General features: G+C 44.2%; 26 protein-coding genes. 16 read left to right on the top strand and 10 right to left on the bottom strand.

Annotated features, from left to right (window positions below):
• The first annotated feature begins 17 nt into the window (after window positions 1–17).
• Both QXF64_02010 and QXF64_02005 read left to right on the top strand, forming a co-directional pair.
• Window positions 18–839, top strand: coding sequence for a diadenylate cyclase (locus tag QXF64_02010; GenBank protein ID MEM1689270.1), 822 nt, complete (start codon window positions 18–20; stop codon window positions 837–839).
• A 53-nt stretch (window positions 840–892) separates the two neighbouring features.
• Entirely contained in the window at window positions 893–2,611 is a 1,719-nt protein-coding gene (locus QXF64_02005; protein MEM1689269.1) for an ATP-dependent DNA ligase, read from the top strand.
• Here the strand turns inward: QXF64_02005 and QXF64_02000 are convergent.
• The gene (locus QXF64_02000; GenBank protein MEM1689268.1) at window positions 2,592–3,992 is read right to left on the bottom strand and encodes a DHH family phosphoesterase; all 1,401 of its coding nucleotides are present in this window, start codon (window positions 3,990–3,992) and stop codon (window positions 2,592–2,594) included. The two genes, QXF64_02005 and QXF64_02000, sit on opposite strands and share 20 nt — an antisense overlap.
• Window positions 3,993–4,044: 52 nt before the next feature.
• On the opposite strand from QXF64_02000, the gene mtnA reads away from it, so the two are divergent.
• Window positions 4,045–5,073 (top strand): S-methyl-5-thioribose-1-phosphate isomerase, encoded by a 1,029-nt coding sequence (mtnA, locus tag QXF64_01995; protein ID MEM1689267.1) that lies wholly within the window; start codon window positions 4,045–4,047, stop codon window positions 5,071–5,073.
• On the opposite strand, the gene apgM is transcribed toward mtnA, so the two are convergent.
• Window positions 5,042–6,319: a 2,3-bisphosphoglycerate-independent phosphoglycerate mutase gene (apgM, locus tag QXF64_01990; protein ID MEM1689266.1), complete on the bottom strand. Its 1,278-nt coding sequence runs from the start codon at window positions 6,317–6,319 to the stop codon at window positions 5,042–5,044. The genes mtnA and apgM overlap by 32 nt on opposite strands.
• 67 nt (window positions 6,320–6,386) lie before the next feature.
• On the opposite strand from apgM, the gene QXF64_01985 reads away from it, so the two are divergent.
• Together QXF64_01985 and QXF64_01980 are read left to right on the top strand one after the other, a co-directional pair.
• Window positions 6,387–7,703, top strand: coding sequence for a tRNA(Ile)(2)-agmatinylcytidine synthase (locus QXF64_01985; GenBank protein ID MEM1689265.1), 1,317 nt, complete (start codon window positions 6,387–6,389; stop codon window positions 7,701–7,703).
• A gap of 14 nt (window positions 7,704–7,717) precedes the next feature.
• The gene (locus QXF64_01980) at window positions 7,718–8,269 is read left to right on the top strand and encodes a hypothetical protein (GenBank protein MEM1689264.1); all 552 of its coding nucleotides are present in this window, start codon (window positions 7,718–7,720) and stop codon (window positions 8,267–8,269) included.
• A gap of 1 nt (window position 8,270) precedes the next feature.
• On the opposite strand, the gene QXF64_01975 is transcribed toward QXF64_01980, so the two are convergent.
• Complete coding sequence (locus QXF64_01975) at window positions 8,271–9,527, bottom strand: HD domain-containing protein (GenBank protein ID MEM1689263.1); 1,257 nt, start codon at window positions 9,525–9,527, stop codon at window positions 8,271–8,273.
• A 60-nt stretch (window positions 9,528–9,587) separates the two neighbouring features.
• Here QXF64_01975 and QXF64_01970 point away from each other — a divergent pair, with 60 nt between their 5' ends.
• The 8 genes from QXF64_01970 to QXF64_01935 are packed head-to-tail and all read left to right on the top strand — an operon-like array spanning window position 9,588 to window position 14,401.
• The gene (locus QXF64_01970; protein MEM1689262.1) at window positions 9,588–11,249 is read left to right on the top strand and encodes an ATP-dependent DNA ligase; all 1,662 of its coding nucleotides are present in this window, start codon (window positions 9,588–9,590) and stop codon (window positions 11,247–11,249) included.
• 22 nt (window positions 11,250–11,271) lie between these two features.
• Window positions 11,272–11,799, top strand: coding sequence for a DUF359 domain-containing protein (locus tag QXF64_01965; GenBank protein MEM1689261.1), 528 nt, complete (start codon window positions 11,272–11,274; stop codon window positions 11,797–11,799).
• Window positions 11,800–11,844: 45 nt separating this feature from the next.
• Window positions 11,845–12,159: a hypothetical protein gene (locus QXF64_01960; GenBank protein ID MEM1689260.1), complete on the top strand. Its 315-nt coding sequence runs from the start codon at window positions 11,845–11,847 to the stop codon at window positions 12,157–12,159.
• Window positions 12,156–12,326, top strand: a complete 171-nt coding sequence (locus QXF64_01955) for a 30S ribosomal protein S27ae (GenBank protein ID MEM1689259.1) — start codon at window positions 12,156–12,158, stop codon at window positions 12,324–12,326. The genes QXF64_01960 and QXF64_01955 overlap by 4 nt, the downstream gene beginning before the upstream one ends.
• Before the next feature lie 48 nt (window positions 12,327–12,374).
• Window positions 12,375–13,196: a hypothetical protein gene (locus tag QXF64_01950; protein ID MEM1689258.1), complete on the top strand. Its 822-nt coding sequence runs from the start codon at window positions 12,375–12,377 to the stop codon at window positions 13,194–13,196.
• Window positions 13,197–13,221: 25 nt separating this feature from the next.
• Entirely contained in the window at window positions 13,222–13,515 is a 294-nt protein-coding gene (locus QXF64_01945; protein ID MEM1689257.1) for a ferredoxin-thioredoxin reductase catalytic domain-containing protein, read from the top strand.
• On the top strand, window positions 13,512–14,201 hold the full coding sequence (gene pyrH, locus QXF64_01940) for a UMP kinase (GenBank protein MEM1689256.1): 690 nt from the start codon (window positions 13,512–13,514) through the stop codon (window positions 14,199–14,201). The genes QXF64_01945 and pyrH overlap by 4 nt, the downstream gene beginning before the upstream one ends.
• Window positions 14,202–14,203: 2 nt before the next feature.
• On the top strand, window positions 14,204–14,401 hold the full coding sequence (locus QXF64_01935; GenBank protein ID MEM1689255.1) for a DUF2116 family Zn-ribbon domain-containing protein: 198 nt from the start codon (window positions 14,204–14,206) through the stop codon (window positions 14,399–14,401).
• On the opposite strand, the gene QXF64_01930 is transcribed toward QXF64_01935, so the two are convergent.
• Together QXF64_01930 and QXF64_01925 are read right to left on the bottom strand one after the other, a co-directional pair.
• Window positions 14,396–17,059 (bottom strand): valine--tRNA ligase, encoded by a 2,664-nt coding sequence (locus tag QXF64_01930; protein MEM1689254.1) that lies wholly within the window; start codon window positions 17,057–17,059, stop codon window positions 14,396–14,398. The genes QXF64_01935 and QXF64_01930 overlap by 6 nt on opposite strands.
• Window positions 17,060–17,146: 87 nt before the next feature.
• A complete protein-coding gene (locus QXF64_01925) occupies window positions 17,147–17,386 on the bottom strand; it encodes an Lrp/AsnC ligand binding domain-containing protein (protein MEM1689253.1) in 240 nt (79 codons plus the stop codon).
• Window positions 17,387–17,443: 57 nt separating this feature from the next.
• Here QXF64_01925 and QXF64_01920 point away from each other — a divergent pair, with 57 nt between their 5' ends.
• Window positions 17,444–17,860, top strand: coding sequence for a YkgJ family cysteine cluster protein (locus QXF64_01920; protein ID MEM1689252.1), 417 nt, complete (start codon window positions 17,444–17,446; stop codon window positions 17,858–17,860).
• A 59-nt stretch (window positions 17,861–17,919) separates the two neighbouring features.
• A complete protein-coding gene (locus QXF64_01915) occupies window positions 17,920–18,552 on the top strand; it encodes a hypothetical protein (protein MEM1689251.1) in 633 nt (210 codons plus the stop codon).
• A 3-nt stretch (window positions 18,553–18,555) separates the two neighbouring features.
• On the opposite strand, the gene QXF64_01910 is transcribed toward QXF64_01915, so the two are convergent.
• A complete protein-coding gene (locus tag QXF64_01910; GenBank protein ID MEM1689250.1) occupies window positions 18,556–19,176 on the bottom strand; it encodes a hypothetical protein in 621 nt (206 codons plus the stop codon).
• 128 nt (window positions 19,177–19,304) lie between these two features.
• Window positions 19,305–20,480, bottom strand: a complete 1,176-nt coding sequence (locus QXF64_01905) for an extracellular solute-binding protein (GenBank protein ID MEM1689249.1) — start codon at window positions 20,478–20,480, stop codon at window positions 19,305–19,307.
• 176 nt (window positions 20,481–20,656) lie between these two features.
• Between QXF64_01905 and QXF64_01900 the strand changes: the two genes are divergently transcribed.
• On the top strand, window positions 20,657–23,047 hold the full coding sequence (locus QXF64_01900) for a hypothetical protein (protein MEM1689248.1): 2,391 nt from the start codon (window positions 20,657–20,659) through the stop codon (window positions 23,045–23,047).
• On the opposite strand, the gene QXF64_01895 is transcribed toward QXF64_01900, so the two are convergent.
• From QXF64_01895 to QXF64_01885, 3 genes are read right to left on the bottom strand one after another with little or no spacing between them, the layout of a single operon-like run.
• On the bottom strand, window positions 23,041–23,877 hold the full coding sequence (locus tag QXF64_01895) for a carbohydrate ABC transporter permease (protein ID MEM1689247.1): 837 nt from the start codon (window positions 23,875–23,877) through the stop codon (window positions 23,041–23,043). The genes QXF64_01900 and QXF64_01895 overlap by 7 nt on opposite strands.
• Entirely contained in the window at window positions 23,874–24,992 is a 1,119-nt protein-coding gene (locus QXF64_01890) for a sugar ABC transporter permease (protein ID MEM1689246.1), read from the bottom strand. The genes QXF64_01895 and QXF64_01890 overlap by 4 nt, the downstream gene beginning before the upstream one ends.
• A complete protein-coding gene (locus tag QXF64_01885) occupies window positions 24,989–26,260 on the bottom strand; it encodes an extracellular solute-binding protein (GenBank protein MEM1689245.1) in 1,272 nt (423 codons plus the stop codon). Before QXF64_01885 ends, QXF64_01890 begins: the two co-directional genes overlap by 4 nt.
• Window positions 26,261–26,270: the final 10 nt, after the last annotated feature.

Below are 26,270 nucleotides of genomic sequence, written 5' to 3'. Positions count from 1 at the left end.
GAGGAGGTTAGATTAGAATGGAAGCTCCCCAGGCTCTGGCCAAGGCGGCCGTTTCTCTTGCCACACTAATTGAAGCAGATGCGGTAGTGGTTCGTGTCGACAACGTCAACATTCCCACTCAAGAAATTCTCAAGGAGCTTTCAATTTTTTCCAAAAAAATCATTATCTGCACCGGATCTTCTGATGAAAAGTCTTTTTCTACGAGCTATCCTGTAGTTCACGTTCCCCTGAAATCTGAAAATACGGAAAAGGAAGCGGAGTTCGCACTCGCTGTTTGCGTAAGGCAGGGGGTCCTGTCAAAAGGTGAAAAGGTTGTATATCTCGATGGTTCACACGCAATTCACTTAAAAATCGTGGACGACGTGGAAAAAATATTCTCTTTCGACGAAACAGTTATACATGCCATAAAACTTGCGCTTTACATCGCTAATACCTCCTATAACAACATGAGGGTGGGAGCAGCATTTATCATTGGGGATTGGAAAACTGTTATGCGCTTATCTCATCAACTCGAGTCAGATCCACTACCCCATCAGGCCCGCGACATTAAAAAGAAAGATAACTATCCGATTATAGCAAAAATAGCAGCGACGCATGATGGAGCATTTGTAGTAGACTCAAACGGTATAATACGAGCATGTTGCAGACATCTGGACGCCAATAGGAAAGTCGATGTCCGCGGATTGGGAAGCAGACACTACGCAGTAGCTGCGATGACACGTGCGACAAAATCGATTGGTGTGGTAGTTTCACAAGAAGATGGACATGTGAGGGTATTTCAAAATGGGAAAATAGTTCTAACCATTCAACCATCAGGACACGTGATGGATAGTCAATAATAAAGAAAACGGAAACAATTTTAGGATTGAAAAACAAACCGCTGAATGAGATAATGAAATACCTTACCTTAGCTGAAACCTTCGAAAAATTAGAAAAAACTTCATCTTATCTCGAAAAAAATGAGATAATCGTGTCTTTACTGCAGAACACTCCTCCTGAATACATCGAAAAAGTAGTGCTTCTTCTCCTTGGAAGGGCTTGGCCGACATATGTCTCTAAAGAAACGGGCGTTGGAATACAACAGCTTAAAAAAGCGATCTCGCTCGCGTCTGGTTATCCAACCTCACAGGTCGAACATCTTCTTAAAAAAATGGGGGACTTGGGCGAAGTTGCACAAGAGCTGATAAAGAAAAAGAAACAAGTTTCGCTATTCCAAAAACCACTAACAGTCTCTGACGTCTTTGAGACGATAAAAAGATTGCCGGAGATTACCGGAGAGAGCTCTATTGATAGAAAAATTGAGCGAGTAGCCTCCCTTCTAACAAGTGCTCAACCAATTGAAGCAAAATTCATTGTTAGGACGGTTTTGGGCGACCTCAGAATTGGTGTGGCAGAGGGTAGATTGCGCGATGCAATAGCGGATGCTTTCAACATACCCCCTGAAGATGTAGAGAAGGCATACATGCTTACATCAGATTATGCGCTGGTTGCAAAAACCGCCGCCGAGAAAGGTATAGAAGGAGTTAGGGGTCTTTCGGTGGTAGTCGGGCGTCCAGTTAGTCCAATGCTTGCCCAACGAGCGGAAAGTATAGCGGAAGTCCTTCAGAGAATGAACGGTAAAGCGGCTTTTGAGATTAAACTCGACGGTATAAGAATCCAAGCACATAAAGATGGAGAGAAAGTAATTCTCTTCACAAGAAGAATGGAAGACTATACAAGCATGTTTCCAGACATGATATATCCTCTCCGCAGAGCGATAAAAGCGGAGAAAGCGATAGTCGACGGAGAGCTCGTAGCAATTGATCCAGAAACAAAAAAACCCATGCCATTTCAAGAAGTTTTGAAGAGAAGGAGAAAATATGGAATCGAGAAAACGGCGAAGCAAATACCAGTGGAGCTTCACCTTTTCGATGTCCTGTTAGTCGATGACAGAGCCATGTTAGAACGACCGTATGTTGAAAGAAGAAAGATACTCGAAAAAATAATCGAGGAAAACGAAAAAGTCTTCATCGTCGAACAAAAAGTTCTTTCGAGAGAAGAGGAGATCAGAGAATTCTCGGACTACGCGATAAAAATCGGTCATGAAGGCCTACTCGCGAAGGAATTGAACTCTCCCTACAGGGCTGGGAGAAGAGAATTCCTTTGGTTAAAAATAAAACCTGTTTTAGAAACGCTGGATTTGGTTGTTGTTGGTGTTCTGTATGGGAAGGGCAAAAGAGCAGGAGTCTTTGGTAGCTACATTTTGGCGGCCCGAGATCCGGCATCTGGTAAATTCAAGACCGTGACAAAATGTGGTTCGGGTTTCACAGATGAGGATCTAAAAGATTTGACGGAATTGTTTCAACCACTCATTTTGCAAAAACCTGATCCCTCTGTGGATATCGAAATCGACGTCGACGCCCACGTAGAACCGAAAATAGTCTTCGAAGTCGCATACGAGGAAATCCAAGCCAGTCCGGAAGAGAAACATACAAGTGGATTTGGTTTAAGGTTCCCACGATTTATCAGAATAAGAGAGGACAAACGTCCCGAAGAAGCAGCCACGATAAACGAAATTGCAGAACTCTACAGAAGACAGGAAGAGAGAAAAGCTAAGTCTGGTGCTGCATAAGGAGATTTCTTTCAAAAACTTCTATAAATTTGTTGATCTTATCTTCCTCGATCAGGGCTCCGCCGGCTGTTGCATGACCTCCTCCTTCACCTCCAATTTCTCTACAGGTTTCCCGAATTGCCTTAGCCAAGTTAATGTTTTTAAGAGCCAATAATTTGGAGCATCTTGTCGAAATTTTTGCAAATCCGTTTTTTCTGACCATTCCAAGGACCGGTCTGTACGGATCGACGAAACCAGAAGACAAGCACATCCCAACAATCGTTCCAACTAAATTCTCGCTCGCGTATTCCGTCGCATCAAAGAACTGCAAATATCCCAATGGGCCACTGTAAAATTCTGTTCCTTCTAGATAGCCTAGGCTCTCAGCAATTTTTCTTCTATATCTGTTCAATAACTTTTGCATTTGCGCATAATATCCTCCTCTGTCTCCTTTGGCAACCTCTAAACCCAAAATTGGTTGATTTTGCTTAGCGACCGCGTTTAAAGAGGTAGCAAACTCGTCAACATCCTTCAGACCACTTTCCTCGCTCTCTTGCGGAAGCGAAAAAACTTCTCCGAGTACTAACCTCGGAACATATGGAGACAACTCTGGAGGAGCACTTAGACTCGCTCGTACGATGATTTCTGAAGCAAGACGGCTCTTTTCCTCTTCAGTAAGATCGACAGGTCGTCTAAATTTTGTGACGTTCTTGATTTCTATTCCAAGTTCTTTAAGCAATTGGAGACAACCAGAAGGGGAATTACTCACGCCCGGAATGAACGGATCGGTAAAATTTGCCAATGCCTTGTAGATTGGTCTTGAATGTCTGCCATAAAGAAGTAAATCTATGTCCCTTCGTAGAAGTCCGAGTTTTACTGCGATTTCAGCTATTCTTCTGTTATAACCCTTAAGCTCTCCCCATAGATCTTGAGCATCACCCAGTGCACCAATGATCGCCAAATGAGAAAGATCGACGTTTTTCTCGTAGAGGGCGAGAGCAAAAAGGTACGCCATTCCCGCTCCGCTTATTTCGATTCCCCCATCCATGCCTAGAAGATGAGCATTTAAGTGCACAAGATTCTCCTGATGTATGTCTTGATCTATTTCATGGTGATCTAGGATAATCAATTTGCTGTTCGAAAATCTTTCACAAAGATGATCTAAAAGAGAACTACCAACGTCTGCCAAAATTGTTAGATCTGCTGACGGCATGTCTTTGAAAGATTCCTTGTGGGGTGTTTCGACAAACTTCACAGAATACTCAATTTCCTCACGCTCAAGACACTTTGATATTATTGCTGCTGCACAAACACCGTCGGCATCGGAGTGAGAAATAACTAGAATTTCCTTATGTCTATTCTCATTCACAATTCTTGCGGCTTTCTCAAATGGCTTGAGCATATCCGAACTCTCATCTTTTTATCCACAGTTTCAGTTAAATCTTGCGGTAGCGATGAAAACAGTCGAGTTTAGGAATGGGAGAGTTTACCTCATCGACCAGTCTCTCATTCCTTGGAAGTATCGAGTAATCGAATGTAAAACGGTGGGTGAAGTCGCACTAGCGATAAAGAACATGAAAATCCGTGGAGCACCAGCAATAGGCGTGGCCGGCGCGATGGGTGTTGCACTGGCCGCGGTAAGAAGCAGAAGAAAATCTAAAGAGAGGATCCTGCAAGATGTCGAAAGAGCCGCTCGCATTCTAAAGGAAACCCGTCCAACCGCTGTCGATCTTTTTCATGCTATCGAACGCGTTCTCCGAGCTTGCAGAGACTCGAGAGACGTACGCAAAGCCGCTGTTGAAGAAGCACTAAAAATAGCCAAAGAAGATGTCGAAAGAAACAAAAGGATCGGAGAATACGGCGAAAAACTAGTTCCAGACGGAGCCACGATTCTGACACATTGCAACGCTGGAGCGCTCGCAACAGTAGATTATGGGACAGCGCTAGGTGTTATCAGAGCCTGCGTGGAGAAAGGAAAAAGGATACAGGTGATTGCTACCGAAACTCGACCGCTTTTACAGGGTGCTCGGCTTACTGCTTGGGAACTTAAAAAAGAGGGAATTCCGGTGAAGGTGATAGTTGACAGTGCTGCCGGATATCTGATGAAGCTCGGTGAAGTAGATGTTATACTTGTCGGTGCGGATAGAATTGCAGCAAATGGAGACACCGCTAACAAAATCGGGACATATACTCTTTCCGTTCTGGCGAAACAGCACGGTGTTTCATTTTACGTGGCAGCGCCTTCAAGCACGTTTGATTTCAAAGTCAAAAATGGATCTGAAATTCCAATAGAAGAAAGACACCCCGATGAGATCGCAAAAATTGGGAGCATTCGAATACTTCCTAAAAACATTCCAGTGTGGAATCCCGCTTTCGATGTAACACCCGCTGAGAACATAACCGCCTTTATAACAGAATTCGGTGTGTTTAAGCCAAAAGAACTTAAGAAGCTCAGGCACCGAATTTGTGACTTTTTCCCATGAGGTCTGCCAAAATCGGGAGCAAATGACGACCATTGATCCTGCCGAGTCCACCCTTCGCAGCATCCCTTTCTCCGAATTTTTCCACATCATCGACCCTAACGCCAGGTCCGTAAATCACAACGGGTACAGGATCTGCTGTGTGATCTCCAACACTCACTGGCGTTGTGTGATCCGCTGTAAGCAATATAAAATCCGTAGCCTCAATTAACTGGGGCAAAATAGAATCTATTTTTTCTATGAATTCTACTTTCTTTCTCGGATCATGATCATGGCTCGCTTCGTCCAGACCTTTTATATGAAGGAGAACGATATCGTGATCTTCTAAAAGTTTGAGAGTGGTCTTAACCTTGCTCGCAAGATCCGTGTTTACGCTCCCCGTTGCTCCGGGAACATCTGGAACTGTCATTCCTGCAAGTCTGCACACGCCTTTTACAAGTGCCGCAGCAGCGACACAGGCCCCTTTCAGACCGGTTCTCTCTTCCAAGGACGATAGATGAGGAACCACCCCGGGCCCTCTGAGCAAAATGTAATTCGCAGGTGGTTTTCCTTCTTTTATCCTTCGAAGATTAACCTCATGTTTACGTAACACTTCGTGCGCTTTACGAGAGAACTCGTTCAAAATTTTTGCGGTTTTAAGCGCCCGGCTTCTTCTTATGACCAACTTTCTTACCCCTCCTGCAATTAAAGGATATTCAGGAGTTCTTTTTTCTTCAATTAATTTCGGAAAAATCTTTAGCGGTTTCACTCCCGTTGCATGCGGATCGGAATCTGAAACTTCATGTGATAGACCCTTCCCGCGTAGAACTAAAACACCGCGATGTCCAATTGTCGCTTTGAAAATTATTTCTACTCCCTTGATCTTTATTTTGCTAATCGCTTCCTCCAATAGCTTGGCTTCTTGTATCCTACCTGCCCTTCTATCTACAATTATCCCTTTTTCGTCAACTGTCGCGAAGTTTGCGCGGAAGGCTATGTCTCCAGGCTTAAGCTCTATTCCGGCACCAGCGGCTTCAAAGGGGCCCCTTCCCGTGTAGACCTCAAAAGGATTGTAACCCAAAAGCGCGAGGTGCGCGGTATCACTCCCCGGAGGCACCCCTGCCTCAACAGTGTCCATTATTCCACATACGCCGTGTTTCGCCAGCCAGTCCATGTTCGGTTTGTGTGCGATTTCAAGAGGTGTTTTGTTTGCGAGCTCTGGAACCGGACGGTCCGCCATACCATCGCAAATTATGAGAACTGCTCTCATCGGTCTCCTTTTTTCTCGGGTAATTCTCCTAAAAAGTTTTACGTTTACATTATTCTTGGCGGGCAATATGTTCCTTCACGTAGGAATAGACGATACGGATTCCCCACGCGGCATGTGCACTACCTATGTAGGAGCAGTAGCGATAGAACGTGCTCAAAAGCTCGGAGCCGAACTTGTCGATTACCCACGGTTGATAAGGTTGAATCCTTGCTGGCCTGAAAAGACAAGAGGAAACTGTGCCGTGGCTTTTTTGCTTAAACTTGGTGAAGATCTTTTAGACAAGATCAAAAAAGCAATCTTGAAAACAGTGGAAGAACTGGCCGAGGAAGATGAAAAGACGAATCCGGGCGTGGTATTTTATCCGAAAAGGAAGATACCTCCAGAACTTTCTGATTTTGCGCTCCGTGTTGTTCGCGACATAGTGACAATTGATGAGGCTAGAGAACTTGCACGTCTCATATGTGCGGAAATTTATGAATTCAGAAAGGGGAAAGGAATCATTGGAGCCCTAGCCGCAATTGGACATCCACTCGACAGAGATTTCACTTTCGAATACATTGCATATCGAATCCCTCAGAATTACGGAAAACCTAGGAAAGTTGATCCAGAAAGCGTAAGGGAAATGAACGAAAAAACATTCCCACTCACTTTTGACAATATCGACCCATGGACTGGCGAAATCAAGATCACTCCACACACCCCGTGTCCGATTCTTTATGGGATCCGCGGTGAATCTCCTGAGATTTTGGAGAAAGCCGCGGAGATTGTTAAAGTTGGAGAACCAATTGAGCGTACGATTATTTATAAGACAAATCAAGCGACCGATGAACACCTAATACCTGCAAAAATAAAAGAAATAAAACCGCTTCGTTCCTACTCTGTACGCGGTTTTGTGAGTTCAAAACCAAGGGTTATCCCTGGTGGTCATGTTATCTTCACCATAAATGACGACACAGGTAAAATTCACTGTGCAGCATATGAGCCGACCAGAAAGTTCAGAGAAATTGTGCTGCAGCTTATGCCTGGAGACGAGATTGTTGTTCACGGTAGCGTCAAAGAGAAACCCGGGATCCCTCTAACCCTAAATTTGGAAAAGATAGAAGTGCTCAAGCTTGCCGAGAAGATAATAAAAGTTAATCCGACCTGCCCAATCTGTGGAAGGAGAACGAAATCCATGGGTAGGGGCAAGGGATATGAATGTGAAAAATGCAAATACAAGTTTCCTCCCGAGGCTGTAGAATATCGGAAAAAACCCAGAATAATTCTTCCTGGAAAATTCGAAGTTCCACCAAGAGCCAGAAGACATCTTTCGAAACCGCTTGTAAGAGAGTTCAGGAGCAAGATTGGCGAGCTCACGCTTTTAAAATGTGAAGATGAAAAATGATTGGAGGTGAAGAATTGGAATTGGTCTGGACAATAAACGTAATTTTGATGGCGTTTGTGGTGGTTCTCTTAGCGGTGATGCTTTGGGGTAGAAGCGGTATTCTCAGACAGAGAAAACTCGAAAAAGAAATAGAGGAACTTAGAAATAAGCTCGTCGAATATGCAAAGGCAAAGCCGGTTGCGCCAATGTCCGGTTCCGATCTCTATGAACTCGTTAAAGATTTGGAAACATTGAGATCCGCAATTGCCGGAGCCAAAATATGTCAGCGAACCATACTCAAAAAATACAAAACTCGACCTGGTGTTGAGGCCTTGGAGAAAATACTAGCGAGGTCGAAGCTTCCGGAGCCGGTAAAGCAGAGATTGGCGGACGAATTTCTGGTCGGCGAAGCTGGAAGAGAAATTATAAGGTTACTGGATCGTGGGGAAACAATTGAGAGAATATCGGCCGAAGTAGGAATGCCATTGATTGTTACGAAATCTCAGATAACAAGGCTTCAGATTTTGGGATATCTAGATGGTAGGCTAAAACCAACAGAGAAGGGGCGCCGTGCCCTGCAAGCATAAATCAATCAAAGATCCTTTTTGCTGCCCTTTCTACCTGCTCTTCAAATCTCGGATCAGCCAAAACTCTCAGGAAAAACTTGGGACTTTGTCGTTGTTTTATTGCTTCGGCAAGAGGAGAGAGCTCCGCAAGATTGTGCAGTTTTCCCCTAGACAAAACTGGCATTTCGACTTTGGATATTCTGGGCTCTGAGATGATGATATCGACAACCGGAACGTCGATCATAACTCTGCCGACTTCAACCCCTGCTTCTTCCGCGATTTCCTCCTGAATCTTGCGTATTTTGGACCATCTGCCGAACTTTTCTAAATATTCCTTCTTCTCCTCTTCAGAAAGTTTGGTTCTTGGTCTAACATAGACTGGTTTAAAAAGCGTTCTATATCGTAATCTTGCCACGAGTTCTGACACGAAACCGCCGACTGAATCTAGAAAAACCATTAATTGTGCATCGTTCATTGTGAACAACCTTAAAGCTTCGCGTTTGGAAACTCCACGAATTACGAAATCTACTGCATTTGCTAGCATGACCTCTGCCGTCCTCACTGTGTGATGATAGTAAACGGAACTGTACATTAGACTTCTAGCCGTAAGAAGCCCCTCAATTGCTTCTATTCCCTTTTCAAGTACGCATAATTTATTTTGCCGAACAACAAGCGTATTTATAATTCGTTCGGCGTCGACCATGCCAAGTGCTACACCGGTGTAGTGAGAATCGCGGAGCAAATAGTCAAGTTGGTCAACATCGATTTCGCTATGAAGAAGGTCGCCCAAATACTCCTTTTCATGTTTTCCAAGAAGCAGGAGTGAAATTTCTTTTGCGGATAAACCCCATTCTTTAAGAACATCGCAAGTTCTTGGCACATTGAGAGATCGCAATTTTCTTGAACTCTCAACTGAAATCTTTCCTTCTAAAATTTTTCCGGTAATTTCCATATGGTCTAATCCAAGGACGTCCAACATGAGTTGTTCAAATGTGTGGGAATATGGAGCATGTCCAACATCGTGCAAAAGCGCTGTGACTTTGAGAAGTTCTCTTTCATCTTTCGACAATTTTAGGATCGTCGAAACTTTTTCAGCCATGTGGGAAGCACCTAAGGCATGCTCAAATCTAGAGTGGTTCGCTCCAGGAAAAGCCACGTTCGCTAATCCTAGCTGTTTTATTCCACGTAATCTTTGAACCTCAACAGTATCGAGAAGGTCTAGGACAGCACCATGAACTGTTATACTCCCGTGTACGGGATCGTGGACTGTTTTTTTCACCAAAAAGACTACTCTGTTTAAACAATAAAAGTTTTTTCACAAGAGATCGAATCAATTTTGATGGAATTCTCTAAGCTTGCCGAACTTTGTGAGAAGCTTGAAAAAACGAGAAAAAGAAATGTGATGATTGAAACCGTTGCTCGATTTATAAGTGGACTGGAAAAATCAGAAGTTAGACCTGTGTGTGACATGCTTCTTGGAAAGTCGGCTTCGGCGAGTGAACTGGGCAAAGGACTGGGTTGGGAGTCCATCAAAAAAGTGGTTCTAAAAGTCACGGGGTTAAAAGAATCGGAATTCTGGAAGTTTTTCAAAGAAACAGGAGACCTTGGAGAGACAACCAAAATAGCATTTGAGAAAAGGAAAATAGCCCCCGTCTCGCTTCATCCGAGGCAATTGACAGTTGAAGAAGTTTGGGCCATTCTTCACAAGATTTCTGAAATTAGTGGTAAAGGCGCAAATGAGCGAAAAGAAAAACTGCTGGAAGGCTTGCTAAATCGCTGTGGTCCGACTGAGGCAAAACTTCTCGTGAAGATACTGACTGGAGAGATGAGAACAGGATTCAAGGGAGAAATGCTCAAGAACAGCTTGGCAAAAGCTTTCGGCATCAGTGAGGAGGAGATTGAGAGAGCAGTTGGAGTCATGGCTGACATAAGTGAAGTCGCTGCCAGAATTGCAGAAAAGGGAAAGGATGCGATTTCTTCTCTGCAAATATCCACTTTTCAGCCAGTAGAGCCCATGCTTGCCCAAATAGCCAAGGATGTACAAGAAGCGTTATCGCTGCACGGCGGGCAAACCTCTTTTGAATTCAAATTGGATGGCGCCCGCATCCAGCTTCACAAAAAAGGTAGCATTGTCAAAGTATTCAGCAGAAGTTTGAAAGATGTTTCTGTTTGTCTGCCTGAAATTGTTGAAAAGGTTCAGGAAATAAAAGCTGAGGAAGCGATCTTGGACGGAGAAGTGATCGCAGTCGACCAACATGGCAACCCACTTCCTTTCCAATATCTTTTGAGAAGATTCAGGCGTGAGATGGAGGTTCCAAAAATTGTGAAGGGAATTTTTCTCAAGTTACAACTTTTTGACGTTTTATACGTAGACGGTCAGGTCACGACAAACTTGCCATACCTGCAAAGGAGAGAAAAACTGCTAAATCTGATCCCACCAGATTGTATAGTTCCAGCAATGATTACTTCAAGCAAAAAGGAAGCAGAGGAATTTCTGAATGAAGCAATCAAGCAGGGGCATGAGGGGCTTGTAGCAAAAGCGCTACATGGAAAATATCTACTGGGATCTAGAAGCGAATTATGGTTAAAAATAAAACCGGTGTTGGAGCCTTTGGATCTCGTGATAGTCGGAGCAGAGTGGGGTCATGGGCGAAGAGCCAGATATCTCTCAGACTACTATCTTGGAGCTTTAGACGAGAAAACCGGAAAATTTGAAATCGTTGGGAAAACGTTCAAGGGTCTCTCTGATAAAGAACTCGAGCAGATGACTAAAAGGCTCATAGACTTAAAAATCTCTGAAGAAGGACGAACGGTTTGGGTTAAGCCGGAGATCGTTGTGGAAGTATTCTACAACGAGATTCAAAAAAGCCCAAAATATCCGTGTGGCATGGCCCTCCGGTTTGCAAGAATAAACAGAATTCGCGAGGAAAAGACTGCCGAGCAAGCGGACACTTTGCAGAAGCTTCGCAAAATATTCGAATCACAGAGAAAAATCTATTAATTGGATAAGAATAAGAAAATCTGTGCGTCCAAAACATGTTTTGGAGTTGCCGGAAGACCTTCGCAAAGAGCTGAAAAAGCCGTTGGGTGTTGTTAAAAAAGATTTCGAGGAAATCGCCAATTTCATTCGAGAAAGGAATCCTCCGAGGATCGTATCAGTGGGGGATTTCGTGAGTGTAAAACTTCTTGAGAAAGAGATTTTTCCCGATATACTGGTGATTGATTTCAAAATAGAGAGAGCAGATGTCCTTCAACCTGTTTTGAACATGTTACGCAATGCACCATACCAAGAAACTCGTATAAAAAATGCAGCTGGGACCCTAAATCCAGCTCTATGGGATATCTTCGAAAAAGCGAGCGGTAAGATGAGAGTAATTGTTGAAGGAGAGGAGGATCTTGTGACGATTCCTGCAGTGTTGACTTCTCCGATCGGGTCGATAGTAATATACGGTCAGCCTGGCGAAGGAACGGTAATCATCGAAGTTACAGAGGAAAAAAAGCGGGAATTCGAGAAAATTTTGAAAAGATTCACTTCGGCGGGATCCCCCTAAAGCGAACAATTTAAAAAACATGAACATAATTCTGATGGAATATATATGGCGCTCGAGTTAGAGATCGTGGAAAATGTGGAGAATAAGCTTTTGCAAAGAAGGGAAATAAAATTCAGGCTGAGACATGAGGGAATGTCCACACCCAGTAGGCGGGAGACCAAGGCAAAACTGGCTGAAATACTGAATGTTAACCAAGATCTGATCATAATCCAAAAGATAACCAGTTTGCACGGCAAGGCTGAATCTTTGGGAATAGCCAGAGTTTACGAGTCTAGAGAACAACTTGAATCCTTAGAACCGAAGTATTTATTGAATAGAGACAAACCAACTGAGAAAGCAGCAGAGGAGGCAAAAACTTGACAGAAAAAGTTGGGGGTAGAAAATCTAAACTGTATAAAATTGAGGGAGAACGCTTGAAGAGACTTAGACGTTTCTGTCCTCGCTGTGGTGAAGGAGTGTTTATGGCCGAACATGAAAATCGGTATTCATGCGGTAGATGTGGATATACAGAATTTAAGAAAAAATAATGAAGCGACAACATTAAACACCCTCCAGACGACATCTTTTTGAAAAAGATGAAGATTTGGATCTTCGGACTGATTGGAGTAATCATAATCTCGACATTTCTTATCTTAAGTTTCGTCAATCGACCGCCCCCTCTGGCCGGTCCAGGCGGATTCAAGGTACCATCGGGCTTCAAAATCGAAGAAGAGAATTTAGTGGAGAACTATATCATAGTCAGATATGTCGGTTCGGGTGATCTCGAAAAAGCTATGAACTCATTTGATAAAGCACTCCGAAAAGAAAACTGGCAATCGATCGGAGAAGGAAACATACTCAGATTTTACGGAAGACTTCTCGAAAAAGATAACAACTTCGCCTTGATTTCTGGAGAAGTTGAAAATGAACACGTTTATATCTATGTGATAGTTGGGCCAAAACCGCTGGAATTGGAAATCCCACCACAGGAGAACGAACAACCACAGGAGAACGAACAGCCGTTAATAATCAAGAGCATGAGTTTTACTTTGCTCATCGAGAATTATCCCATACGAAGAATAGAGTTTTACACAAGGAACTTAGATCAGATCGAAAACTTGGAACTTAGAATAAACGCCATAGACGAAAATAACGCACGAATCTCGTACATAATGAGCTGGAGAGCTAAAACAGGTTGGGCACGTTTTGAGAATGAGGACTGGATAACATTTGAAAACGCCAATATCGACTTCCGCGAGTTCTGGAACTACTACATTGTGTTTCTAAACTACGCTGGAGCTTTCGCTAGAATATATACCGGTCAGGAAATCCCAGCCAAGATCGATAATCTAAACGTGATTTTTACAAATATTTTAATCAATCCTGTTTTTCCAGACCTCATATTCCAGCCTATTTAAAGCAAGATAGTTAATTTGAATTCTGATGGATCAGGAGATATATGAACTCAGAAAAAGGATGGAGAGATACGCGAGAATGAAAGGATATTCTCTGAATCCAGACGAGGGAATAGTAAACATGATACTGCGTGGATTGTTGGAGAATAAAAAGAGGCATGGGTACCAATACTGTCCATGCAGGGCATTGACAGGAAATCCTGCGGAAGACCAACCCAAGATATGTCCGTGTAGATGGCACGAAGAAGAGATTCGCACAATGGGGCGGTGCCATTGTGGTTTATTTGTTAAAAAGGAAATCTTTGAGGAGGTGAAGAATTGAGGATAACAATTTGCATAGGTGGATCCGTGTTGGCTCCCGACGGACCGGATGGAAAATTTGTGAAAAAGCTTGCGGAGGTGTTACGCAAGTTGAAGGAAGATGGTCATGAGATATCGTTGGTCGTTGGCGGCGGAAAGCCAGCGAGAATGTATATCGAAGAAGGACGCAAACTGCTGCTTCCCAGCAGCAAACTGGACGAGCTAGGAATCTTAATCACCAGACTGAATGCGAGATTTTTGGGGCTGGCGTTGGGTGAAATTTGCGAACAAAAGCCAATAGAGACGGTTGAGGAGGCAACAATTGTGTTGGCAAGTGGAAAAATACCAATCATGGGGGGAACGACTCCGGGTCAGACAACGGATGCGGTAGCTGCAACGCTCGCTTCTTCGGTTGGGTCGGAGTTACTCATTTTCATATCAAACGTGGATGGCATATATGATAAGGATCCGAAGCTATACCCGGATGCGCAGAAAATCAAAGTCATGAAGACTGCAGACCTCATGAATCTTTTTGGAAAAATAAAATTCTTGCCCGGAATGAACGTGATAATCGATCCGGTTGCAGCAAAGCTCATACATTTACATAGATTAAAGTGTGTGGTGTTGGGAAAAGAGGAAATAGAGAAACTTCCAGACATCTTGGCCGGAAACCCCCATTCTGGAACTGTCATCGAGCCAGGTGAATAAAATTGGTCGAGGATCATAGACACTGTGTAGTGTGTGGAAAACCAGTTCCGCCCGACAAGTTTATCTGTTCTCCATCCTGCGAGGAAATTCTAAGGAAACAGCAGAAGAGATATCATAGAATTCAACTTTACACAATGATACTGTTTTTCTTGCTTTTTGTTCTGATTTTAGTCATAAGTGTGGTCAAAGGAAGCTCATAAAGGCAAAACAATGGTGATTGGAAATTCCTCTACTAGTACGACTTTCTTTCCATCGGCAGAGGAAACGGTTCTCAAAAATTTTAGGTCTCCCGGGTCTAGTTTGAATTCCTTTCCTTTGTAACAGATTGTCACGCCACCACTCATAACGCCAGAATAGATATCCTTGGGGTCTGATTTTTCTAGGGCTTCTTTAAGAATCTCTAGGTCCGATCTAAATTTTGGTCCGACGCGTTCGATGTTTAACTCAACTCTTTCTATATCTTCCTCTATTTCTGGCGAAGAGATAGAGATTGAGAGCTCCAAAATCCTGAGAGTTCCAGAAATGTCGGACTTTAGTTTTTCCAAGTCTTCGGCGATTTGTGGCGAAGTATAGAATATTGCCTTGCTTATCGCGGCATTCAAAGGCATCCTTTCCCGAGCTTTGAACTGTCTTAAGGCGCCAACCACGGCACAAAACATTTCACCAAGCCTTTCGCTCTCTTTGTCTATGAATTCTGGCTTTGCTTTCGGCCATTCTGAGAGATGTACGCTTATAATCTCCGGAAAATCTCTTGAAAAGAAAGTTTGGAAGACCTCCTCAGCAAAGTGTGGGATAAACGGTGCGAGCAGTTTTGTTATGCCGAGGAAAATTTCATAAAGAGTAAATCTCGCAGCCTCGGCTGTCTCGTCTTTGCTGTACAGTCTGTATTTCACGGCCTCCAAATAATTGTCGCATAAATCATGCCAGACAAAAGTGTAGATTTTTCGCAGAGCATGGCAAAATTCAAAATTTTCAAGGTGCTCCGTGACTCCTTCAACCAGCCTCTGATATTTGCTCAATATCCATCTATCTACAGGAGAGAATTTTAGCTTAGATGGATTTAGATTCTTGGCACCTACTAAAAATTTCGATGAAAACCGGAAAGCGTTCCAAAGCTTTTGCATGAATTTATGGCCGAACTCAACATCTTTCCAGCTGAATGGAACATCAGAACCCGTGGAAGCTCCTATGGCTGCCCACTGTCTGAGAGCATCGGCACCCCATTTTGACCTAGCCATGCTAGTATCGACATAGTTTCCCAGGGATTTCGACATCTTCCTTCCGTCTTCTCCGACAACCATGCCATTGATCAGGACTGTTCTATACGGCTTTTCACCAAGAAGAGCGAGATGACGGATCATCAGATAGTAATCCCAGGTTCTTATGATATCAGTTCCATTCGGTTGCAAGTCAGCAGGATACAATCGAGGATCCATATCCGGCCAACCAGCGTGCACGCAGATGGTGATGGAACTATCCATCCAGGTATCCAGCACGTCGGTTTCCGGTTTGAAGTTTTTCCCTCCACAGTGAGGGCACTTTTCCACAGGGGGTGGATCTCTCCAGGGAATCACAGGCAGTTGCTTCTCGCTCGCAACGATCGGAGCTCCACAATTGGCACAATACCATGCGGGTATAGGCGTAGCAAATATCCTTTGCCTAGATATTACCCAATCCCAGTCCATCGATTCCGCCCAATTGATGAATCTGAAAAGCATGTGAGATGGCACCCATCTTACCTCCTTAGCCTTTTTGATTGCTAGCGGGTTTAGATCCAAGACCCTTAAGAACCACTGCGGTTTAGAGAGGATCTCAACCGGAGTTTTACAACGCCAGCATAGACCAACATTTTGCCGTATCCTTTCTTCCTTAAAAACAAGCCCGGCCGTTTTTAGATCCTCAAGAACCGCTCGTCTGCATTCTTCTAGGGACATTCCGGAGTACTTTTTACCGGCTTCAGTTATTCGTCCTCTCTCGTCCAAAAGCCTGATAACGGGGAGGTTGTGACGTTTAACCCATCTCACATCAGTCTTGTCCCCGAAAGTACAGATCATCACTACTCCGGTGCCAAACTCGGGATCTACTTCTTGGTCTTCTATTATCGGTACTTCATTCCAGAATGGAGGAACTTTTATCTTTCTGCCGGGAAGTCCACGATACCTATCATCCTCCGGATGAACGGCCACAGCCACGCACGCTGGTAGAAATTCGGGTCTCGTGGTGGCTATTGGGATTTTCTCCCCACTGTCTAATTCAAAACTTATGTAATACAGAGACGTTTCTCTCTCTTCATATTCTACCTCGGCGTCGGCGATGGCGGTCTCGCAGCGTGGACACCAGTTCACTGGGTGTTCTCCACGGTAAATCAGGCCTTTTTTGTAAAGAAGAACAAAAGAAAGCTGCGTCTTGCCATAGTAATCTGGATCCATCGTTCGGTACTCGGTAGACCAATCTATGGAAAAGCCCATCGATTTCATTTCCTCTTTCATATGTGCTATGTTATTTTCAGTTAACTGAATGCATAACTCGCGGAACTTGTCGGGTGGCAAATCTCCCTTCCTGATTTTGTAAATCTTCTCAACCTGAACTTCTGTCGGAAGCCCGTGACAATCCCATCCTTGAGGGAAGAAAACGTTATAGCCTCTCATCCGCTTGTAACGTGCGACAATATCAATGTAGGTCCAGTTTAAGGCAGTACCCATGTGAAATTCACCAGAAGGATAGGGTGGGGGCGTATCGATAACATATGTTGGACTATGTCGGTCCTCTCGCCGAAATCTGTATATTCCCCATTCTTCCCACTTTTTCTGCCATTTAGGTTCTACTTCAAGTGGACGGTACTCTTTTGGGATTTCCATCTAATCTTCAGAGTTCTGCACACTTTCTTAAAATCTATTATGTTCTAACAGTTGTGCACGGAAGGAGCCACATTCGCAAGTTTTATTTTATGTTGTAACGATCACAGCGGTCTCTGTGTACGTAACTCCTTCGATTTTCTGTATCTCGTTTACTACGCATTCGCCTAGTTCGCGTATATCCGAAACTTCGACCCTAACCACGATGTCAAATCTACCAGTGGTAGCAGCGGCGAATCTAACTTGGGGTATTTTCTTTATCTTTTCCAAGGCTTTCAGAGCCTTTCCAGGAGTAGTCCGAATATACACGATTGCCTGCATGCTTATCATACTAGTTTCTTCCAGTGCCAAATAAACTTTTAAGTCCATACGAAGAATGAGTCTTGGATGAACATAGACATACCCAAAAATGTTCAGTTTGAGTGTCAGAGATGTGCTAGATGTTGTGGTGACGCCCCGCACAGAAGCCGAGTAATTTATTTGCTTGAAAAAGAAGTTGAAAAAATTTCGAATGTCACAGACATGCATCCTATGCAATTTGCTAGTCCGATTTCTGGAGCAGGAAAGTTCAAATACAAGATGAAGAGGAGAGGAGGAGCATGCATTTTCCTGAAAAACGGGGCATGTACGATATACGAACACAGACCACTAGTATGCAGACTGTATCCGTTCTTTGTTAGAAAAACAGAAAAGGGTATTGTGTTTGAAATCTACGACGATTGTCCGGGTATCGGCTTAGGACAAAAACTTCAAGAAGTGGATTTCAAAAAGCTGATTGAAGCGGCGAAGGAAATCTTATCCTGACGATATCCCCATTTTTAAAGCTATTTAAATAACCTCAATTTATTTTTAAAAGGTAGGAAATGAGTAGAAAAAACATTGTTTTCAGGGAGATTTTGTATAGAACACTTGAACTCGACGAACCGTACATGACGCAAAAATCGATCGCCGAAAAATGTCAAATCTCCTTAGACACCGTGAATAAAGTCGTAAGAGAACTCCACAGATTTCATGGAGTCGAAAAGAAGCCCATGGGCTTCCGTGTGATAAATGTTCAAAAGGTCCTCACTTACTGGGCGTGTACAAGAGACTTGCATAAAGACATATGCTTCTTGACTTACGTTCCGCATAAAGTCAAAGAAATCGAGAGCGAGCTCCCTTCCGGCACAATTTTCACAGCATTTTCGGGTTACGCGCGAAAGATAGGGGAAACCCCGCTGTACTCAGAAGTTTATGTTTATGGAGATCCTCAGAAAATTTCTACAAAATTCCCTAAAAGAGAAAGTAGAAGACCAAATCTTGTGGTGCTCGAAAAAGATTCTCACATTGAAAGCGTAAGTCAGAACCAGTCAGCCCCGATCGCTCAAATATACGTTGATCTATGGCAAATTGGTACCCAAGAAGCCGAAAAATTACTCGTTGTGTTCGATGAGAAAATCCGATCAAGAAAGGAAATCGCACTGAAGGGGATAGTTGAAAAAATGAGAAGTGGATGAAATCTATTTTACGGCATAGAGGAGTTTCATGTTCTTTTTTATCTTTGTAGCAATGCTGCGGGCTATCCTATTTATCTCCTGAGCGGCAGGTGAGGCCGGGTCTAGGATGACTAACGGCTTGCCCTTAGTCACACTTTCTGGCATCCTGGGGTCTTCTGGAACTATGGAAATCACGGCGCCACCAAATGTCTTCCGCAAATCTGTTGGAGAGATTTCAAAATTTCCCCCCTGAACACGGTTGATGATAACGCGCTCGATCGGAACACGCCACTTCTCTGCAATTTTACACGTTTGTAGAGCCTGTAACACGGAGGGGATTTTCGGCTGACAGACAATAATTATTTCGGTACAAGCTCTGAGACTGGAGTGGACCTCCATTCCTAATCCTGGTGGAGAATCGAGAATTATGAGAGGATATCTCTCACGCAAAAGGTCTATTATCATTCCTATCTCACTTTCAGATCCATAGTCAAACGAGAGAGAAACGATATCCAGGATATTCCCGTACTTTGTGATTACCTCTTCTATCCGGCCTCCGCCAGTGACTATTTTGCTAGGTGGAATCTTTGGTTCTGGCAAATCAAAGTAAAGGTGAAGCGTCGGTATCGCTCCACCAACCTCCATGAGAGCAACTCTTCCTTTCAGCAGTTTGCCGAGAAAGTTGCCAAATTCACGGCTAGAACTGTCTTTCCTACGCCTCCCTTAGCCGAAAAAAGTCCAATGACAGAAGAAATCCTTCTCACCAAATGTATTCACCTCTGTCGGATTCCTTCACTTACTTTCTGGATCTCTTCTAAAAGCGCCTCTATTCGCTTCCTGCTAAATTCCTCTCCCAAAACGATTTGTGCCTGCTGTAATCTTTCCACGCTCAACACGGTAGCCGGCAGTATCGCGTCCATTTGAAGCACATTAGGATATTTCTGTAGACTCTTGAGCAATCTTAAGGAGACGGGATCATAGAGTTGCTCAGGAACATCGATTCTGCTCATTATGCCCATCCCTTCCTTTGCCAGTATTTCGTGGGCCCTTTTGGATGCGGCGAAAGTCATGAAAGTTTTAGCTTCATTCTTGTGTGGAGCTCTTTTAGTCATCAACCAAGCGTTTCCACCGGTTATCATGACATGACCTACTTTGTCATCTATCGGCGGTATCAAGAAAAAGTCATAGTCAACACCCGGTTTATAGCCATAACCGACCTTCCACATCTCATTAACCCAATCTCCTTGAAGTTGCATGACCGCTTTTTCAGCGTTTAGAGCCTCCCAAGACTCGCGAAAACTATAGCTGAATGGTCCTGGCAAGAAATACTCCGAAAGCTCTCTCAAGGTTTCATAAGCCTCGATAACACGCGGATCCAGCCAGCTCTCTTCGCCCCTCATCAAAGCGTTGTAAAAATCCGGCCCCACAAATCGAACCAAGATGTTCTCAAACCAGAGAGAAACCTCCCAAGAACTAGAGACTATTGGTCTGATACCTTTCTGGGAAAGTTTCTTACATATTTCTAAAAATTCGTCCCAGCTTTCCGGAGGTTCTAAGTTGTACTTTTTGAAGACTCTTTTCAGATACCAGACTGCAAAGGTGAAACATTTAGACGGCACACCGTAGATTTTGCCGTCTACGCTGCAGGCTTCTTTTATCCAGTCCGGTATTGCTTTTTTGAGACTTTTACTCGACCAGATCTTTTCGACTTCGGCAATTTCGCCAGTTTTAACGTAATCAGCCAGCCTCCGTCCTATATCCGTGGCTACGATATCGGGCGGATTCTCTCTCATAACTTTAGCCTGAGTTATCGCGCTATGGATACCCCATTCCATCGCTATGTCTCTGACCTCAATTGAATACTTTCTCGCAAAAAAATCCAAGAAACTTTTTATTGGTGCATGCTCATGCCCTATCCAGAAGTGATAAACTTCAAGCTTTTCTTTCACCCTCTCACATTTTATTTAAGACAGCAAAGGTTTTAACCCTTTTTGGAAAAAGCTAGAGTAAAATTAGTTCCAAAAAAGAATTTTAATTTAGTTTTCGTTTTTTTACAAAACACCATTTAGCTTCTCTTGCGTGCACGAAAACTAAAAAAATCGCATGAGTAGTTTTCTAGAGGTCCATGTCACAGGAGCAGAGACTTTTGTCAAACAAGTACGGATACTTCACGAAAAACGGCAGGGAATTTGTAATAACTAGGCCCGACACTCCAGCGCCATGGGTGAACATAATATGTAATGGAGACTATGGGTTAGCCATCTCCCAGGCTGGTAGCGGCTTCAGCTGGAGAGGAAACTCTGCTCTCGCTAGGTTGAACATTTGGCATCAAGATCTCATCCGCGACGAATATGGAAAGTACATCTATGTGCGCGACGATGAAAATGGTGAATTCTGGTCTTTGGGATGGAAACCCTGCTGTCCAGATTTTGAGAAATACGAGGTTGTACACGGTTTGGGATACACAGAGATCAAAAGCGCAAGGTCTGGTTTAGACTGTTCGATGCTCGTTTTTGTACCAATCGGAGAACCGCTGGAAATATGGCGTGTAAAGTTGAGAAACTCCTCCGCGCGCTCTCGTGCTATCAGTCTGTTCACGTATCTTGAGTGGTGTCTCGGAAACGGAATGGATACACATCGCGAGTTTCACAAAACATTTATAGAGACTGAATATATTACGGATCTCAACTGTATATTTGCAAAGAAGCGTCCACTCCCGACGCCGAGATACATCAGCACAGGACAGCCAGAAATCCCGCTCGAAGCCTTCCACTCAGTCAACATGAAACCAGAAGGTTTTGAAGGAGACAAACTCTCTTTTTTGGGTAGGCGAGGAGACATACGCAGGCCCGCAGCTGTGGAAAGTGGCAGACTCTCGGGAAATGTTGGAAAGTTCTGCGACAGCATCGCGAGTCTCCACGTCAGAATTCATCTGAAGCCCGGTGAGGAAAAAACTATCATTTTCTTGCTTGGGGCCGAAAAAAGAGAGAAGATCGAAAGTTTGATCAGAAAATATCATGACCCGATCAACGTCGAAGAGGCGTTACGGAAGGTGATTGATTTTTGGGAAAATCTCGTGTCTGGCATATTGGTCGAAACTCCGGATAATGCGTTCAACATTCTCATTAACTACTGGCTAAAATACCAGGCCCTCTCCGGACACATGTGGGCTAGAACTGGCTACTACCAGTGCTCCGGAGCTTATGGCTTCAGAGATCAGCTCCAGAGTAGCCTGATTGCGCTCCCGTTAGATCCTGAGATAACCAAAAAGCAAATCTTGCTGCATGCCTGTGCGCAGTTCCAAGATGGTGCAGTCTATCACTGGTGGCATCCCGGAACGACAATCGGCATGAGAACAAACATTTCCGATAATATGCTCTGGCTCCCGTACATCCTGACATTCTATCTTGAAGAAACTGATGACTACAAAATACTGGAGGAAAAAGTACCTTACGTTGACGGGCCCGAGGACACCATTTTGAATCATTGTCTGAAGGCGATAGATTTAGCGCTCTCTCGCTTTAGTCCTCGCGGACTTCCGCTGATTGGCGCCGGAGATTGGAACGACGGTTTGAGCGCAGTAGGTTTGCAGTGGAAAGGAGAATCAATCTGGTTAGGACATTTCCTGTATGGTCTACTGAAAAGATTCGCCAAAGTTTGTAGAAAAGTCGGACTAAATGAAAAAGCAGCGCTATACGAAAGAAGAGCTGAAGAATTGAAAGAGAAAATAAACGAATATGGATGGGACGGTGAGTGGTACTGGAGGGCATCAAAAGATGATGGCAGTCTAATCGGGAGTAAAACATGTGAAGAAGGAAGGATATATCTAAATGCGCAGACTTGGGCCATAATAAACGAGATCACTCCACCCGAAAGGGTTGATAAGATAAAACAAGCAATTGAAAAGTATCTTTTAATGGATTATGGACCTCTTTTGTTACATCCAGCTTACACGAAACCCGATAACACAATCGGATATATTACGCGCTATGCTCCTGGTTTAAGAGAAAACGGAGGAGTTTACACACACGCTGGGACATGGTGCATACTGGCATATTGTAAATTACGAGAAGCGGAAAAAGCGTACGACATCTTCCGCAGAATGTGTCCGCCGCTGCGAGCATTAGACGCTGACGCATATCAGGCCGAACCTTATGTTCTACCGGGGAACACCGACGGACCTACAGCCAAGAATTATGGAAGAGGAAGCTGGACATGGTATACTGGATCTGCAGCTTGGATGTTTAAAGTTTGCACGGAGTGGATTCTTGGAGTAAGGCCGGTTGAAAAAGGCCTACTCATCGACCCCTGCATTCCAAAAAGCTGGAAGAGGTTCAGGGTTATCAGAAAATTCAGAGGAGCGATTTATGAAATCGAGGTAGAAAATCCTGAAGGTGTGAATACCGGCGTGCGTGAAGTTATTCTAGACAACAAAAAACTTGCGGAACCGGTGATACCACCAATAGGTGACGGAAAGATTCACAAGATCATTGTGAGAATGGGAAAGGTTTACTGACCTACCGCGGCCAACCCCTGTATGAAATATCTTTGCAACAGTATGAAAAGGATTAGCGTGGGGAGGACTGCCAAAAAGCCTGCCGCACAGAGAAGCCCATACGGCACGCCGGCCGTTGTTGATAAGCTGGCTAGAGTTGTCGCAACAGGGTATGTGTCGGTATACCTCATCAAAACCAGCGCCCACAGCATATCGTTATAGATTCCTGTGAACTGCAGGAGAGATATGACAGCCAAGGCTGGCAGAGAGAGGGGAAGAAGAATTCTGAAGAAAAATGAGAAATGAGAACATCCGTCGATCATTGCGGCATCCTGGAGAGATCTGGGCACAGTTTTGAAGAAGTTTCTAAGAATAAAAGCGCAGAAAGGCACACCAAAGATGATATGCGTGCCTATCACCGCCAGATAGTTTCCGGTGGTCGTCTCGTAAAGACCGAGGAAATCTGCAGCCTTGAAAACCGGAACCATTACCAATTGAAATGGAAACATCATCCCGAAGAGTAACAAAAGGTATACTGTCGTGCTTCCTTTAAATTTCAGCCTTGCTAAAGGATACGCCGCTAGAGCGCCCAAAAAGACTGAACCGAGCACAGCAGGGGTCGTTATTATCAGAGTGTTTTTGAAAGCGGTAAGGAGCGGCGGGCTTCCCTCATAAAGAGCATCTGAGTAATTGCTAGTAGTTGGATCCGTAGGCGGATAGAGAGGATTACCCGTCCTTATCTCCACCTCCGGTTTGAATGATGCGAATATCACGGTGATGAGCGGCAAGACCCATATAATGCATATGAAAAAAACAATCACATAAAGAATCTTTGTGCTCTTTTCACTCATTCTTCTTCCCTCCTCCTCATCAAAGTAATGTAGATGATAACAGGCGCTATTGCAACTAGTATCCCGATAACTCCTATGGCGCTCGCATATCCGTAGTTTCCTATCTTCAGGCTGCGATAGATGTAAAGAGCTAGAACATCTGCGGCGTGGTGCCCAGCTCCACCCTCTTGCCCAGCAAGTGTGTAGACTAAGTCAAAGGCCTTAACGGAGCTTATCGCGGAGAGCACAATGAGGATGGTGAAAACAGGACGAAGATATGGTAGGATGACGTGCCTAAGTGTCTGAAACCAAGAAGCACAGTCGACCTTTGCCGCTTCTAAAACACTTTTTGGGATTGCTCTCATTCCAGCCAGAAACATAACCATGGATACCGCGGATCCCGCCCAAGTTGATGCGATGAGGATTGAAACCAGCGAGGTGGAGACTGCCCCAGTCTTGTAAAGGATCGCTGGAATCCCAATGCCGAATAAACTGACAATCAAAACAAGCGACAAATCGGATACTTTCGGAAAGAATGACAACAAAATCACCATGACCGAAATCGCAAACACAGGAATAGTTATTATCCAGAGAAATGGAACTGGGCTGGAAGGATCGTTTATCCAAAGTTTAGTAGTGGGATTGGCTAAACCCATCAGCCCGAGCTTGCTCAGGATAAAATTCAGAACTCCGTTATCTTTCGGGAGGAAAAACCAGCTCCATATCACTCCGATTGTGGCTCCGGACAGGAGTGCTGGAAAGTATATCACGCCCTTGAAAAATCCTTCGCCCTTTAACCCTGCGCTTAGGATAAACGCTAGGATAAATCCGAGTCCTACCGGGATCAGAATAGCCCAGATCATCCAGAAAAGATTGTGCCATAGGGCTGGCCAGAAGTATGGGTCCTCTGTGAAAAGCTTTACAAAGTTCTGGAGTCCCACAAATTCCCCGTTTGAGGTAAAACTTGCCGCAAAAAGGTAAACTATCGTGAAAATCACGAAACCTATGCACAACAGTGGAATTAGAAGAAAGAGAAAGGCTGTTTTTTCTGGTTTTTCCTCTTCTCTGAACTCCTCCTCTAACCTTTGGCGGGCTTCCCCATTACCGGTTTTACCAGCGTAGGGGAACTTTTTCACCCCCCAACAACTGCTTGAATCGCCTCACAAATTTGAGTGATGTTAACTGTTCTTGGATTCGCCCAGATCTCATACATTTTGTCTCCGAAGACATTTCTTACAGTCTGCGGATAGTACCACATCAGCGGTAGGGCCCAATCCCAATTTTCGGCCTTTCTCCACATAGCGATTTGAACGCTGTCTGCATAGTCTTCAACTCTCGCGTCCTTGTGCGGAGCGAAGCTACCTTTTATAGAAGCAAAGGATATCTGAACATTCTTATCCGTGATAAATTTCAGGAATTCCTTTGCGGCTTGTGCATTCTTCGCCTTAGAAGGTATCACGAAACCTTCAACGTCCGGAATACCGATCGGTCTAACACCGCTCTTGAATGGGAGGAAATCCGCGATGAAATCAACGTTGGGCTTCCAGCCTATCTGCTTGAGGGCCGCGCAAGCCCAATCGCCCATGAAGTAAATCGCCGTTTCTCCATTTATGAAAGTGCTTAAGGCTTCCTGCCAGTCTAATCCGGGAGCCGATGGATCGAAGTAACCTTTTTCACACCATTGTCGATAGATCTCGAAAGCTTGTTGAACCGGTGCGTCCGTCCATCGATTTTCTCCCCTTGTTAGTCCAATGTAGAAATCTGCACCGCCTATCGAGGCAAGAAGCGCCGTAAAGACCATGTCTCTGGGCCAAGCATCCTTGAAGCCCATCGCGATCGGATGTTCCACACCGCTTGCCTTCAGTGCTTCCAGCAAGGCCTCAAACTCCCCCCAAGTTGTCGGAACGTTCAGCCCTTTAGCACGCAGCACTCTTAGATTATAAATGACTACTCCGCCTTCCCAGTGAATGTCCAGCGGGACACCATACTTTTTTCCGTCAACCTCAAGAAGTCTTGAAATTTTTTCTGGAAATATTTGATTTAAGCCTTCAGATTGCCAGAAATCCGTTAGATCCAAAAGAGATCCGCGGCGTGCGTAGCCAACATAAAAATTGTTAAACCAATGGGCGGCGACGTCTGGTGGGCTCGTGTCGATGACTAGGTTTAACTTGTCCTGATATCCTGTAAAGGCGTTCATTTTCGGTTTAATCCCGGTTCGATTCTCGAACATCTGAGAAAGCATGCTAACAGCTTGCTTGTCTGCTCCAGCGGTCCAGTAATGATAAACGACTATAGACTCCTTTTCTTTCTCACCTCTGGGAATCAGCACAACAAGGGCGGCGATGATTATCACGATACCAATACCCACAGCAATTATTTTCGTGCTTAGCCCTCTGTTATCCATATTCACCTAC

Source organism: Candidatus Hadarchaeales archaeon (assembly GCA_038823825.1).
Classification (GTDB): Archaea; Hadarchaeota; Hadarchaeia; order Hadarchaeales; family Hadarchaeaceae; genus JAVZGN01.
The sequence above is the reverse complement of the archived record's forward strand: the minus strand, read 5'-3'. Positions and strand labels throughout refer to the sequence as shown.

Coding starts and splice junctions, on each gene's coding strand:
- QXF64_01895 (MEM1689247.1), bottom strand. CDS start 23,877: ATGAGTGAAAAGAGCACAAAGATTCTTTATGTGATTGTTTTTTTCATA.
- QXF64_01900 (MEM1689248.1), top strand. CDS start 20,657: ATGTCACAGGAGCAGAGACTTTTGTCAAACAAGTACGGATACTTCACG.
- apgM (MEM1689266.1), bottom strand. CDS start 6,319: ATGAGAGCAGTTCTCATAATTTGCGATGGTATGGCGGACCGTCCGGTT.
- QXF64_02005 (MEM1689269.1), top strand. CDS start 893: ATGAAATACCTTACCTTAGCTGAAACCTTCGAAAAATTAGAAAAAACT.
- QXF64_01915 (MEM1689251.1), top strand. CDS start 17,920: ATGAGTAGAAAAAACATTGTTTTCAGGGAGATTTTGTATAGAACACTT.
- QXF64_01950 (MEM1689258.1), top strand. CDS start 12,375: ATGAAGATTTGGATCTTCGGACTGATTGGAGTAATCATAATCTCGACA.
- QXF64_01970 (MEM1689262.1), top strand. CDS start 9,588: ATGGAATTCTCTAAGCTTGCCGAACTTTGTGAGAAGCTTGAAAAAACG.
- QXF64_01960 (MEM1689260.1), top strand. CDS start 11,845: ATGGCGCTCGAGTTAGAGATCGTGGAAAATGTGGAGAATAAGCTTTTG.
- mtnA (MEM1689267.1), top strand. CDS start 4,045: ATGAAAACAGTCGAGTTTAGGAATGGGAGAGTTTACCTCATCGACCAG.
- QXF64_01985 (MEM1689265.1), top strand. CDS start 6,387: ATGTTCCTTCACGTAGGAATAGACGATACGGATTCCCCACGCGGCATG.
- QXF64_01925 (MEM1689253.1), bottom strand. CDS start 17,386: ATGATAAGCATGCAGGCAATCGTGTATATTCGGACTACTCCTGGAAAG.
- QXF64_01910 (MEM1689250.1), bottom strand. CDS start 19,176: ATGGAGGTTGGTGGAGCGATACCGACGCTTCACCTTTACTTTGATTTG.
- QXF64_02010 (MEM1689270.1), top strand. CDS start 18: ATGGAAGCTCCCCAGGCTCTGGCCAAGGCGGCCGTTTCTCTTGCCACA.
- QXF64_01920 (MEM1689252.1), top strand. CDS start 17,444: ATGAACATAGACATACCCAAAAATGTTCAGTTTGAGTGTCAGAGATGT.
- QXF64_01885 (MEM1689245.1), bottom strand. CDS start 26,260: ATGGATAACAGAGGGCTAAGCACGAAAATAATTGCTGTGGGTATTGGT.
- QXF64_01930 (MEM1689254.1), bottom strand. CDS start 17,059: ATGGAAATCCCAAAAGAGTACCGTCCACTTGAAGTAGAACCTAAATGG.
- QXF64_02000 (MEM1689268.1), bottom strand. CDS start 3,992: ATGCTCAAGCCATTTGAGAAAGCCGCAAGAATTGTGAATGAGAATAGA.
- QXF64_01945 (MEM1689257.1), top strand. CDS start 13,222: ATGGATCAGGAGATATATGAACTCAGAAAAAGGATGGAGAGATACGCG.